The following is a 12,926-nucleotide window of genomic DNA, read 5'->3' as shown; positions in this document are numbered from 1 at the left end:
CGTACATGGGCGAGCGATACGGAGTGACCTACAACGACCGGGGTGCCTGGACCCACATCACGCCCGCGCAGCGCGCAGCGCGCTAGCTCGGCCCGCGCGGGGCGTTCGCTCGGGCTAGGGCGCAACGCCTTCCGAGCCGGATCAGCGAAGCATCAAGACGGGCGTTATCGCCGTAGCCGTTCCGAAGAGCCTCGTAGCCCGGGCCCAGTAGCGTCCCGACGAGAGCTTCCGGCCCTGCTCGTCGCGGCCATCCCAACGAAGCCGTGAGACCGATCCCTCCCCGCGCGTCGCCTCGAGCAGACGGCGGACGAGCCTCCCCTGCACATCGTAGATCTCGATCCGCACCGCTCCCAGCGCCGGCCCCGCCGCCGCGGCCCGCGACGCCGCAGCTCCCGACCCCGGGGCAGACCCGGCCGCGCCCCACTCCGACCGGACCAGGAATTCTCCGCCGCCCTCCATCGGATTGGGGACCACGCGGAGCGTGACGCGGTAGGGGCGAGGCGGTGTCGACTCCACGTCGACGCCCGTGATCGGAGCGGTGCCCGGCCGGAGCGAGAGAAGACGGGTGCCGTCGCTCACGAGCAAGTCGGGTATGGGCCCCGAGGTCGCCTCGAAGCAGAGCGCGGAGGCGCTGCTCGTGATCGACTGATGTGACGCGACCTCGAGCGCGCTGCCCGTCGCCGACCAGGAGACGCCCCGCCCGAGCACGATCGGCGCCGTATAGGGAGGGCCAGCGGCCGGCGCGATGCGGTCCAGAAATCCCGCCCCCGGGGAGCGCATCAGCGCGACGCCGCTCGTTCCCTCCGCCACGCCGAGGGTGCCGGTCCATGCCCCCGCGATTCCGATCGCGGAAGCCAGCGTCTGCTGTGAGAGCACGAGGCTCGGGGCCGTTCCGATCGAGGTCGGCACACGAACGATCTGCAAGCCCCCCGCGGCCGCCGCGACGGCGACGTACGTGCTTTCCTGCGAGTTCGAGACCCAGGCGAGATCGCGCGCGTACGGCGTCCCCCACGCCGTGGAGAGCGGGATCGCCCCGCGCGGCGTGAAGGTGACTGCGGCCGGGGGGCCGCTCGAGACGGAGAGTCGGTAGACGGAGACGCCCGCCGCGCCGTCCGCGATGACCAGGTCGGTCGCCGCCGATCCGCCTCGCACCTCGAGATCGAGCGTGCTTCCCGGCGTGGCGAGCGAGCCCGCCGCGAAAGGAGGATTCGCGATCGAATCGAGCGCCGCCGCGACATCGATCGCGATGACACCCTGCCCGGTCCCCGCCACCGTGAGCGCGGGATTGTATGCAGGCGAGACCGGGACCGATCCGCTGTCGGCGTCCGCGACGAGGGCGACGGGCCGCCCCGATGGCGCGCGAATCCAGGCCACGTCGGTCGCGAAGCCCGAGAGCGGGATCGTGCGAAGAATCCGGTCGTCGATTCCGTTTCCGTCGACGTCGAAGAAGTCCTCCCAGGTGCCAAACGACGGATCCTCGAGCACGCGGAGGTCGAGCAGAAGGAGCCCCGCCCGGCCCGCCGCGAGGAGCCCCAGGTCGAGCGTATCGCCCGCGGCCGACACAAAGCCCGGGATGACCGCGAGCGCCGCGGCGAATGCCGGTATCCGGATCGTTCCCAGCAGGCGGTCGTCGACGCCGTCCCCGTTGGTGTCCACCATCCCGATCGAATCGATCGAGACCTCGCGCATCACGCGCACTCCGTTGAGCCCCGAGGGGATGAGCCGGTACGCCCGCGCGGGGAGGGATGCCGAGCCGTCGCGACCCGCGACCATGGCGTCAAAGGGCACGAGGCCGACGGGAACGAGCGCGGTCGGGAGCGAGCCAGGCTGAGGCGCCGAGACGATCGCTTGCCCGTCCCCGACCGATGTACCAGCAGCACTCGAGACGTTGAGCTGGATCGAATTCAGGTTCCCCGCGTAGGCGTTCGCAGCAAGGGTCGTCGGGACCGTCACGGTGATCGTGCCGCCCGCGGGGAGATTCTTGAGCGTATCCGTAAAGCTCCCGGCGAATATCGCGCCGAAGTTGTTCGCGTCGGGGTTGCTCCGGCTCACGCCGATGTCGACGATCTCGGCGACGCCGGCCAAGCTGTGGACTTGGTAGCTCATGGCTCCCGACGTCCCGGCCGTGGCCCGCCACGATCCGGGAACAGGCATCACTTCCGGCTTGCCGAGCGTCGCCGCGTAGATGCCGCCGACCGCCTTGGCCGCGCGTCCCCCGCCGGCCTGGTGCGTCAGCTCAACCGAGAGAAATCCGCTCCCGTCGGCGGTATCGGGCAGGGTGACCGTCAAGTCCACGGTCTGCGACCCGCCCGCCGGGATGGAGAGGAATCCGGCGGTCGGCGCCACGTTCGCGGGAAACGCCCCCGAAAACGACGCGTTCCAGAAGACGTTAGCCGGCGCGCCGCTTGCCAACACGACGAGCTGGAGCACGTGGGTGGAGGCGGGGGCGAGGGTGACGTTCGGTAGGTAGGCGGTTACCGGGCGCGGCGGAATCCAATCGAAGGCCGCCACCGGTTTGGATAGGAAAGCGAAAGCCAGCGTCAGCGCGACGCCCAAAGCCCGAAAGAAACGGGGGCCGGCGTGAGCCGCCGGCCCCCCCAAGAACCGAATGCGCACAGGCCTCTACTTTAGGATTGTGACCTGGGTGTTCTTCGTAAAGCTGCCCATCTGAATCCGGGCGTAGTAGTTCCCGGACGCGACACCGCGGCCGAGATCGTCATGGCCGTTCCAGAGCGCCGTGTACGGACCCGGCTCCTTCGTGCCGTTCACCAAGGTCCGAACGAGGCGGCCGTTCACGTCGTAGATCCGCAACCGGACGTCCTGGGCACCTTGGCTCCTCGGGATGACGTAGAGGAATTTCGCGATCGGATTGGCCGGGTTTGGCCCGCTCATCGCGAAGGCGAAGTCGTTCGGATTGATTCCGCCGGCGAGGGTGGTCGAGCCGGACGACGCCGCCGGCGTCACCGTCGCGTCCAACCTGTAGGTCAGCGGCGTCGGGATTCTTGGGGCACCGCCGGGGAAGAGCAGCGACCCGTAGAAGTCCTGGACCTGGACCACGAACCGCCGCTGCTTGGCCTTGTCCTGGCCGCGGGCCGGAGGCGGAACGGTGAACGTGATCCGAGGGTCGAGGCCCGTGAAATCGTCGTTGAACGCGACGATGTCTTTCCCTTCGTACAGGAACATGACGTAGTCAGGGTCGTTCCTGCCGTCGAGTGCGCCCGTGTGCGTCGCCGCCACGTCGATCACGTCGCCCGTCTTCGCCGAGACGGCGTAAAAATCCGACTCGCCAGCCGGGGAGTAGGTCTCGGGGCGATTCGTGGCGGGGAGCGTCAGAACGGTGGCCGCGTTCTTGTCGGAGCCGTTCGGCTCGTCCGCGTCCTCGTTGAGACCCGTGATCGTGGCGTTCGACGTCAGGCTCTTGTGTAGGTTGTCATCCAACGCCTGGCTCGACCAGATCATGAGCGGCGTGGTCGCGGGACCTGGGGTGAGCTTGATGCTCTTCGAGCCCTCGCCAGCGGTCGCGACCGTGGAGTAGGTCCCGGGCGCGCCTACCAACCGCATGATCAAATTCATCGAATCGAGCGATCCGGCGGTCATCGGGAAACCGTCCGCCCGGGTGTCGCTCGGCTTTGCAAAGGAGAACTCGGTGTAATCGGTCCGCCGGTTCGCTCCGAGATTCGACGGGGCGACGATCGGCGTGTTCTCCGGAGCGGACATCTGGCACGTCATGCTCACGACGATGTTCCGGTCGACGAGAATGCCCGCGCCCGTGGTCCCGCTCGTGGGCATCGAATAGGAATTCGCGAAATTGCCGCGCTCCAGCGTCACGAAGTCCATGCGCAGGAACGGGAAGTTGTTCGGGAAGCCCGGGGTCGACTGCGACGGGAACTGGAGCGCCCAGAAGAACGTCTTATTCGCATCGTTGACCGTCAAATTGAGCGGTACCGTATTCACGCCGTTGGGGTTCCCGTTGAACGGCGTCTGGATGTAGAGCGGGTTCGCGAGGTCCGGGAGTCCGGTCGTCTGGTCCAGACCGCAGAGCCGCGCGCTCACGAAGGGCGCCGGTACCCCGTTGAACGTGAACGACGGGAACTCCACGTTGTTGATCGTATACGGCGGCGCGAACGGAGGATCGAAGCGCACCGCGAGATACCCCGTGTTCCGGAACGTCACGATGTTCTCGAAGGCCCCGTACTGCGCGATCGTCACGCGTCCGGGAAACGTGTTCGTGATGAAATTGATGCCGGGCGTGTTGGCGCCCATGCCCACGGAGACCGGGGAGTAGTCGTTCGCGTTGTCGTTGAACCCGTTGCCGCTCTCGTTCGCGCCGTTCCAGAATTCAGGCTCGAAGTTGATGTCGATGCCGTTGTACGGGCCGCCGACGTTCGCGTCGGCGCAGGTCGTATGGATGCCGTCCATCGGGACGATCGCGATGGCGTAGTCGCCCGGCGGGAGGCCGTGGATCGTGTACTCGCCTTGGCCGTTTCGCAGCGTCAACTCGCCCGAAATGGCGCTGATCTCGTTGGCGTTCGAGGGGTCCGACAGCAGGTACGCTTCCACGTGCGCGCCGAACGTGGCGGAGCCGTTATACCCGCTCACCACGGTTCCGGACACGGTGCCGGTCGTGGCCCCGAAGTCCACTGCGCCCGGCGAGAGGCCGCCCGGACGCGACGCGGACTCGGGATAAATCGTGGAATTCCCGGCGCGGTCATCCAGCTCCAACGTACGCTGGCTGATGTCGTTCGAGATGAACGGGATCATCGTCGCGCCGAACACGCTGGTGTGATCCAGGCCGAAATAGTGGCCGTACTCGTGCGTGACCACGGCCTGGAGGTCGACCGAGGTCTGCCCCGGAGGCGCCGGCGTCAGGTTCGGCGACGACACGGACGAGAAGAAGTCACGGTCGTTGAAAACCATATCCGCGTCCAGCGTGTGGCCGTCCGTGCCGTCAACGACCGAGCGGACGAATGCGATGACGCCGGCGACGGGGAAGTTCACGCCGGCCGTATCGAAGAACATGCTGTTCTGGCCGTCGAACGCAAGGGCGGGCTGGACCTGCGGCGATCCGGTGTACGGCACGGGATTCACCGTGAAGTACGACGTATTGATGTCTTCCCAGGTCTTCGCCGAAGCCTGGACGACCGACAGCGCGGTCCCAGACGGCTGATCGGCGTTCGTGGGATCGATGACGCTGAGGAGCGGAAGATCGGAGTCGTTCCAGTGCGCCTGCACGACCGGAGAGGTCGGGGTTGCCTGGCGCGCGATGCGGATGAATGCCGATGCCGGGCCCGCGAGCGAGAGCGAGAGCGCCCCGCTCAGGAGGACGGCGACGGCGATACGAAATCGAATGCGGTTCATGGTTGCTCGTCCTCCTTACCGGATCGGGGTGGTATTGCTGGGATCGACCTTCGCCTTGCCATCAATATTCAGATCGGTCTTGATTCCATCGAGGAACGCGCCCAACGGCTGATCGCTCGAGACCTTGCTCTCGTTCACCGATCCGTTCGGGGAGAGCATCCGGAGCCCGTCCAGGTCGTTTCGGACGTGCTTCAGGCCGGCGTCATCGGTGACGATCGAGTATTTCCCTTGCTGGAGGCCCATGACCCACGGATAGCCCGCCTGATCCTTGGGGCTCAAGAAGAGCACGACCTCTTCCCCGGTCTTGAAGGTGGGCATGCCCGGGACGACGGAGATCAGATTGCCCACGGTGCCGCCGAGCTGGCGGATCGTGATCGACTTCTCGCCCTTCGCGCCCTTGACCGACTCGGTAACGCTGATGGTGATGTACGTGTAGATTTCCTTGTTGGTGGCATCCTGGCGGCTGGACTGATCCACGACCTTCGCCATGACGATGGCGTCGGACTTTGCGGTCAGTTCCTTCATCGTAAACTTCTGGACGGTAGTTGCGCCCGCCAGACTCGCGCCGAGCAGCGCGATCCCGGCGAACGCGACCGAAGCGAAAACACTAGCGCGATTCATCGCCGTTTCTCCTGACTGGTTGAGTCGGTGCGGCGGCGGGGAGGGAACTAAAAGCTCCGCGCGCGTCGCGTGGAATGCTCCACGGTGTGTGGCCGAAGATGCGTGGTCACGAGATCTCTTCGGATATCACCCCCTTGGTCGGTTCCGCACGCGGAAGCCTGAATGAGTGAGCCGAAATCTCGGCTGGCTAGAGAGGAGCAAGGGACGGCAGGTGCCGTCGGGTTGTATGTGTTTTATTGCCAGCGAGGCGGGAAGTATATCAAATTGCGTGATTTAAGTCAACCGGCGAGGCGGGCGTCCGGGGGTACGTTGTTACACTTCTACGACATACGCCGTCTACTCGTACCGCAACGCCTCGATCGGGTCGAGGGCCGCCGCGCGCTTGGCGGGCCAGACGCCGAAGCCCAAACCCACCGCGGCGGAGAAGAGAAACGCCACGACGATCGAGCTGGGATCGACGGCGGTGTTCATTCCAAACGCCACGCGAAGTAGAACCGCGGTGCCTCCACCGATGGCGATTCCAGCGATCCCGCCCAGCATGCAGAGGACGACCGCCTCGATGAGGAACTGGGCGAGGATGGTCTCCTGGGTCGCCCCGAGAGCTTTTCTAACGCCGATCTCGCGTGTCCTCTCGGTCACCGAGACCAGCATGATGTTCATGATGCCGATTCCCCCCACGAAGAGGCTCACGGCCGCGATCCCCGCCAGGAGGAGCGTGAACGTCTGTCTCGTCTCGCCGAGGGTCGTCAGGAAATCGCTCTGATTGCGAATTCGAAAGTCGTCGGCTTGCCCCGGGCGAAGCCGATGCTCCCGTCTCAGGATTTTCTGCACTTCCGCCATGGTCAGCGGAAGGTCGCGTTCGGACGTTGCCAGGAGGTTGATCGACCGGAGCCGGTCTCCTCCGATGACGCGGTCCTGCGCGGTGCGCACGGGGATCAGGACCTGGTCGTCGGGATTCCCGAATCCGGCGCCCTGTCCCTTGGACACCAGGACGCCGATGACATCGAACTGCACGCCGTTCACGCGGACCGTTTCGCCGACGATCGCGTCGGGCGAGATGACTCCGAGGCCGTCCGCCACCTCCGAGCCCATGACCAGGACCCGCCGGCTCGCGGCGTCCTCGCCAGACGAGAACATCCTTCCCGCCGCGAGGTCGAAATGCCGGACCTCGAGGTAATTCGCGGAGGTGCCCACGACCGTCGTGTTGACGTTCTGGCTTCCGTACTGGATCTGAAGCTGGCGCGACATCTCGGGCTGGACCGCGAGCACGTACTGGCCGCGATCCTCGATCGCGGTCCCGTCGGCCAGGGTCAGGTCCGCGCGATCCGTCGCGGATGCGATGCCTCCGGTCCCTCGCGCCTGCCCGGGCGTCACGTTGAGAAGGGTGGTGCCGAGCGCGGCGATGCGCTCGTTCACGGCCTGCTCGGCTCCACGTCCGAGCGCGACCATGGCGATGACGGCCGCGACGCCGATCACGATGCCGAGCATCGTGAGAAAGGAACGAAGCCGGTTCGCACGAAGCGCTTCGAGGGCCACCGTCACCGTTTCGCCGACGAGCATGCTAGCGTCCCCCTGGCGGGCCGCCGCTTCCACCGCCGGCACCGCGCCCACCTGCGCCTCCGCCACCACCGCCACCGACTCCGGTTACACCCCCTGATACCCGCTGGCGGATCTGGTTGATGCTCTCGGCGCGCTGCGCCTCGAGGAGAGCCACGCTCAACATCGCGACCTGATCGCCCTCCTTGAGGCCGCCGAGGACCTCCATGTAGTCGAAGTCACTCAGGCCCACACGCACGATCCGAAGCTCCAAGCCTTTGTCCGTCCTCGCGAACGCGATCATGGCCTGCGCTCTGCTCCGCGCGCTCGAGGGGGCGGAGTCGCCCGCGGCGCGCGCACCACCGGCGGCGCCTCCTCTCAAGGGGCCACCACCGCCGCGTGCCGCGCGCTGTGCGCGCCAGTCACGAGTGCCGCCGGCCGTTCCGCCTCCGCCGGTTCCGCGCCCGCCGCCGGCAAGGCGGTCGCCTCGAGATCCGCCCGTGCTGTCGCCGGCCGCGCCGCCCGCACGGGCCGCCCGTTGGGCCCGGAGCGCCAGCTGCAACGAATCCGGATCCAGGCCCAGGGCTTTCGCCACCACCGGAAGCTCCTTCATCGTCCGGAGCGCATCGAGCGACACCGCGAGCGCGTTCTGGCGCTGATCGGCGACCACCGTTACCTCGCCGTTCATTCCGGGCAGGAGCACTCCGTCCTCGTTCGAGATGGAGACGAGCACCGGGAACATGGTCACCGACTGCTGGACGACCGCCTGCGGCTCGATCTTCTCGACGACGCCGCGAAACGTTCTCTGGGGGTAGGCATCGACCGTGACCGACGCCTCTTGCTCCGGATGAACGGATCCGATGTCGGACTCGGCCACGAGCGCGCGAATGCGCACGCGCCTCAGGTCCGCCATCTGGAGCAGCGTCGTGCCCCCGCTCACCGACGACGTCGCCGAGGAGATCACCTGCCCGACCGAAACCGGCTGGGCCAGCACCGTGCCCGCGATCGGCGCGCGCACCGTGGCATCCGCCAGGCGCTGCCGCGCGATGTCGAGGTCGGTCCGAGCCTTCACCAGCTGGGATTGCGAGTTCGCGAGATCCAGCATGGCAGCCTCGTGCTCCTCGGCCGTGATGACCTGGCTCGCAAAGAGATCGTCGGAACGTTTCTTCTGAGCGGTCGAAATGGTCACCTTGGTCTGGGCCGCCTGGAGCGCCGCCGCGGCCTGATCGTACTGGTTCTGCACATCCACCTTGTCGATCTGCGCCAACAGGTCGCCGCTCTTGACCACCGATCCCACCTGGACGGGCATCTTCAAGATTTGGCCCGACGCCTTCGACTTCACCTCCACCAAGTCGATCGGCTCGACCGATCCGTTCGATTCCACCGACATGGTGATGTCTCTCCGTCCCACGGTTTCGTAGGTCACGGCGATCTTCGGCGCGGAACGGATCAAACGCGAGCGCGCGGCGACGGCCCCCGCGATCAGGATCACGCCCACGAGCGGCCACGCCCAGCGGCGTATCCACGGACGGGACGACGTTTGGTTCACTTCATTCTCCCTTCGGTCGCTCGCGAGACGCGGATGCGCTCCGAGCCGGATGAGTTCTAGAGATCCCTGCCGACCAGCGCTTCCAGCTCCGCTTTGGCGATCCGCTGGTCATACCGGGCCTGAATCAGCGCCTGCCGCGCCTGGTCCAACTGCGTCTGCGACGTCAACACGTCGAGGAGCGTTGAGTTGCCGGCGGCGTATCGCTGCTGCTGCACCCGTAGGTCCTCCTCGGCCGCGACGACGGTTGCCTGTTGAGCCGCCACACGCTGCCCCGCCGACCGAAACGCTCCTATGGAGCGCGAGAGGCTCTCCAGCGCTCCCAATCGGGCGTCGCGTAGCAACGCCTCCGCGTTGTCCATCGCCGTGCTCGCGCGCACCACCTGTTCCTCTCGGCCCAGTTGATCGAACAGCGGGAACGAGGCGGATAGGCGGAGCGAGCCCGAGTACGAGTACCCCTGCGGGTCGAAAGCCAGATCGGTCCCGCTTCCGTTGCCGCTGCGGGAGTAGCTGGCCGTCAGTGAGGGCAGGTAGCTTGTCCAAGAGCCCCGCTTTCCCGCTCGCGCGGCGTCCAGCTGGGACTTTGCCTCCTTCACCAAGGGGCCGTTCTCCGCCATCGATCGAAGCGCCTCTCCCTCGACCGCCAATTGGAGGGCGGCGGGCTCGTCTTCGCCCAACGCTGTTACCGGCGACGGGCTCCCGACCACGCGCGTGAGGGAGGCGATCGCGGACTCCAGCGTCGTCCGCGCGGTCAAGACGGCGACGCGCGCGTTCCCCATCTGGATCTCGGCTCGGAGCGAGTCTGACCGGGTCGCCGTGCGGGCCCGGACCCGTGCCAGGGCGAATCGGAGCGCTTCCTCCGCCTGACTCAGCTGCGCGCGCGCGGCGCTCTCCGATTCGCGCGCCGCCAAGACATTGAAGTACTGCTGCTTCACGTCCAGGGCCACCTGAAAGCGCTGGTTCGTTTCGTTGGCCGCCGCGACCCCCACGTTCGCCCGCGCCTGCTGCAGGTCGAAGAGCCGCTTCCCGCCGTCGAAGAGCTGGACGTTCGCGCCGAGACCCGCGCTCATGGACCACGGCTCGTCCGGGAGCGTGATCACCTGGCCGTTCTCGACCCGCGTCCGGCTCCCGGAGGCGTACTGGCGCGTCGCCCCCGCCGAGACACTGACGTTCGGTATGAATGCCGCGACAGCCGAGCGCGATCCGGCCGCGGCGGTTCTCGTCTGGCCGCGCGCCTGGACCGCCTGGGGCGAATTCCGCTGCGCCAGCTCCAGGGCTTCGGAAAGCGAGATGGGGCGCGCCATGGAATCCGACGCGACGACCCACGGGCCGTCCGCCTGCGCGGCGGCCGTGCTGTCCGGGGACGCGGCTCGGGCGCTGCCGGCAAGCGCGGCGCAAGCTGCGATCGCGATCGCCGCGGCGATGAACACTCGCGCTGCCTTCATACCGTGACCCCGCGGGCCGTCGGCGCATCGGACGAAACTATGGATAGCCCCACCGTCTTGATTACGGGCATCATTGGCACTCCTCCATAGATCGGACCCCGTTGCTCCCTGCTTCACGCCATTAGACCTCATCGCGTGTGGCAAATCTGTGACACGGACCAGGCAAAGTCATGCGGCCCTCGAATTACCGCAAAGTTCACGCCTTCCCCTTGCCTACGCCACACTTTTGCCACGATTTCCGGGTATTCTCCGGACATGAGCCAGCAGGTCCTGATCGTCGAGGACGACGGCCGCATCGCCGAGCTGATCGTCCGCAATCTCGAAGCCGCCGGGTATACGTGCCACCACTCCGCCGACGGCGGCCGCGCGCTCGCGGACTTCGTGCGGCTCAAGCCCGCTCTGGTCGTGCTCGACCTCGGCCTTGCTGGGGTAGACGGGCTGGAGGTGACGCGCCGCATCCGAAAGGAGAGCGACGTTCCGATTCTCATCGTGACCGCGCGGAGCAGCGAGAGCGACAAGGTGCTGGGCTTCGAGGTGGGCGCCGACGACTACATCACGAAGCCGTTCAGCACGGCCGAGCTGATCGCGCGTGTCCGCGCGCTCCTCCGGCGCTCGACCGGGGCGGTCCGCGAGCAAACCCTGACCCTGGCCGGGTTGACGATCGATCCGGCGCGCCGGACCGTGGACCGGAACGGCACTCCCGTACCCCTCACAACGCTCGAGTTCGATCTCCTCTACTTCTTGGCGTCCCGGCCCGGCCGCGTGTTCAGCCGCGAGGCACTGCTCGAGCACGTGTGGGGGAGCGGCCGCGTCGTCGACGACCGCTCGATCGACAGCCTCGTGAGCCGCGTGCGGCGAAAGGTCGAGCCGGATCCCGCCAAGCCCCGCTACGTGGAGACGGTCTGGGGCGCCGGGTACCGGTTTTCCGAGCCCGGCGCACCGTGACGCCGGGAGCGCGCAAGCGGAGCCTCGTCTGGACCGTGGCGGCCGTCTTCCTCCTCACGGCCGCGCTGGGCACGCTCCTCCAATGGCTCGTCGCGATGACGGTGATTCAGCCGATGGAGGCGCGAGAGGCCCGATCGCGGGCCGAGCTGGTCGCGGTGAGCACGGCGTCGGACGTCTCGAGCGCGAACGATAGCCTTGGCGTGGCCGATGTGGACTCGCTTCTGACGAAGCGGCGCGCCGCCATGGGCGGGCGTCCCGACTGGATCGCGTTCCGGCGGTCGGACGGCATGGTGGCGAGCGACCCACCGAGCCGATCAGACCTGATCGCGAAGGTGCTCCAGACTCCTGCTTCGCCCCGCGGCGTGATCGAGGTGCAGGGCCGCACGGGATTCGCTCGGGCGCCGACGCGCTTCGAGATCCTCGCGAAGCGCCCCGTGCAGCGAGGGGGTCGAGTCGTGGGTGAAGTATTCGTCATCCGTCTGTCGTTCCCGCGCGGCCGTCCCTGGGGCTTCGACTCGCCCACGTCGCTTCTCTTCCTCCCGATCTCGGTCATCGCGTCGGCCATCTCGGGCCTTGTCATCGTGCGTCTCCTTTCGCGGAGGCTCCGGTCCATCGAGAAGTTCGCGGCCCTGGTGGCCGAAGGCGATCTCTCGGCGCGGATCGGCGATTCGAGCGGGGATGAGATCGGGCGGATCGCGACGCGGCTCGACCGCATGACCGAACGCCTCGCGGAGGCGCGGGCGCAGCTCGAGGAGAATGAGCGCCAGCGGCGCCGTCTCTTCGCCGACATCACGCACGAGCTTGCGACCCCGCTGACGTCGATACGAGGCACCGCGGAGACGATGCTCAATCCCGAGGTTTCCCTGTCCGAGCAAGAGCGGACGGGCTACGTGCGGGGAGTGCTCGAGGAGGCGCGCCGGCTCGACCGGCTAACCCGTGACCTCTTCGACCTGGCGCGCCTGGAGGCCGGGGCCTCACCCCTCCACCTCGAGACGCTCGACTGGGCGGCGCTCTGCCGGAACACCAGCGACCGATTCGCACCGCGATTTCGCGCGGCGGGCCTCACATTGAAGTGGCGCGACTCTGCGGATCGGGCCCGCGTCGTGGCCGACGGTCACCGGCTGGAGCAAGTCTTGGAAAACCTGCTGGGGAACGCGCTCCGGTACGTCCCGGAAGGCGGAACGGTGGATCTTGAGCTTGTTCCGGTCGGCGATGGCGCCGTTGTTCGCTTTCGGTTGAGCGTCACGGACGACGGGCCCGGCGTCTCGCGGGAGGATCTGCCGCATGTGTTCGAACGGTTCTACCGGGCGCCGCGCGCGGCGGAGCAGGCTGGGCCGCGCGATGAAAACGGCTCCGGGCTCGGGCTCGCGATCGTGCGCGAGATCGTGGAGCGCCACGGGGGCACGGTCCGCGCCGAGACGCACGCTCCGCACGGATTGAGGATCATCGTGGAGCTGCCCGCGGCCGGTCCGTAG

General features: G+C 67.4%; 8 protein-coding genes. 2 read left to right on the top strand and 6 right to left on the bottom strand.

What is annotated here, in order from left to right:
- Window positions 1-141 precede the first annotated feature (141 nt).
- From E6K79_11660 to E6K79_11635, 6 genes are all read right to left on the bottom strand, one after another.
- Window positions 142-2,511 carry a hypothetical protein gene (locus tag E6K79_11660; GenBank protein TMQ62905.1) on the bottom strand — a complete coding sequence of 790 codons (2,370 nt, stop codon included), beginning with the start codon at window positions 2,509-2,511 and terminating at the stop codon, window positions 142-144.
- Between the two features lie 111 nt (window positions 2,512-2,622).
- Complete coding sequence (locus E6K79_11655; GenBank protein TMQ62904.1) at window positions 2,623-5,358, bottom strand: matrixin family metalloprotease; 2,736 nt, start codon at window positions 5,356-5,358, stop codon at window positions 2,623-2,625.
- Between the two features lie 15 nt (window positions 5,359-5,373).
- On the bottom strand, window positions 5,374-5,979 hold the full coding sequence (locus tag E6K79_11650) for a hypothetical protein (protein ID TMQ62903.1): 606 nt from the start codon (window positions 5,977-5,979) through the stop codon (window positions 5,374-5,376).
- Between the two features lie 336 nt (window positions 5,980-6,315).
- Complete coding sequence (locus E6K79_11645; protein ID TMQ62902.1) at window positions 6,316-7,539, bottom strand: FtsX-like permease family protein; 1,224 nt, start codon at window positions 7,537-7,539, stop codon at window positions 6,316-6,318.
- A 1-nt stretch (window position 7,540) separates the two neighbouring features.
- The gene (locus tag E6K79_11640; protein TMQ62901.1) at window positions 7,541-9,064 is read right to left on the bottom strand and encodes an efflux RND transporter periplasmic adaptor subunit; all 1,524 of its coding nucleotides are present in this window, start codon (window positions 9,062-9,064) and stop codon (window positions 7,541-7,543) included.
- 56 nt (window positions 9,065-9,120) lie between these two features.
- Complete coding sequence (locus E6K79_11635; protein TMQ62900.1) at window positions 9,121-10,638, bottom strand: TolC family protein; 1,518 nt, start codon at window positions 10,636-10,638, stop codon at window positions 9,121-9,123.
- A gap of 123 nt (window positions 10,639-10,761) precedes the next feature.
- Here E6K79_11635 and E6K79_11630 point away from each other — a divergent pair, with 123 nt between their 5' ends.
- Together E6K79_11630 and E6K79_11625 are read left to right on the top strand one after the other, a co-directional pair.
- The gene (locus E6K79_11630) at window positions 10,762-11,451 is read left to right on the top strand and encodes a response regulator transcription factor (GenBank protein ID TMQ62899.1); all 690 of its coding nucleotides are present in this window, start codon (window positions 10,762-10,764) and stop codon (window positions 11,449-11,451) included.
- Entirely contained in the window at window positions 11,448-12,926 is a 1,479-nt protein-coding gene (locus E6K79_11625) for a HAMP domain-containing histidine kinase (protein ID TMQ62898.1), read from the top strand. Before E6K79_11630 ends, E6K79_11625 begins: the two co-directional genes overlap by 4 nt.

The organism is Candidatus Eisenbacteria bacterium (assembly GCA_005893305.1).
Taxonomy (GTDB): Bacteria; Eisenbacteria; RBG-16-71-46; order SZUA-252; family SZUA-252; genus WS-9.
Note: the sequence above shows the minus strand (reverse complement) of the source record. Positions and strands in the feature narration are given on the sequence as shown.

What these genes read in the sequence shown, in the direction of transcription:
- E6K79_11655 (TMQ62904.1), bottom strand. Translation starts at nt 5,358, where the DNA reads ATGAACCGCATTCGATTTCGTATCGCCGTCGCCGTCCTCCTGAGCGGG.
- E6K79_11650 (TMQ62903.1), bottom strand. Translation starts at nt 5,979, where the DNA reads ATGAATCGCGCTAGTGTTTTCGCTTCGGTCGCGTTCGCCGGGATCGCG.
- E6K79_11645 (TMQ62902.1), bottom strand. Translation starts at nt 7,539, where the DNA reads ATGCTCGTCGGCGAAACGGTGACGGTGGCCCTCGAAGCGCTTCGTGCG.
- E6K79_11635 (TMQ62900.1), bottom strand. Translation starts at nt 10,638, where the DNA reads ATGAGGTCTAATGGCGTGAAGCAGGGAGCAACGGGGTCCGATCTATGG.
- E6K79_11630 (TMQ62899.1), top strand. Translation starts at nt 10,762, where the DNA reads ATGAGCCAGCAGGTCCTGATCGTCGAGGACGACGGCCGCATCGCCGAG.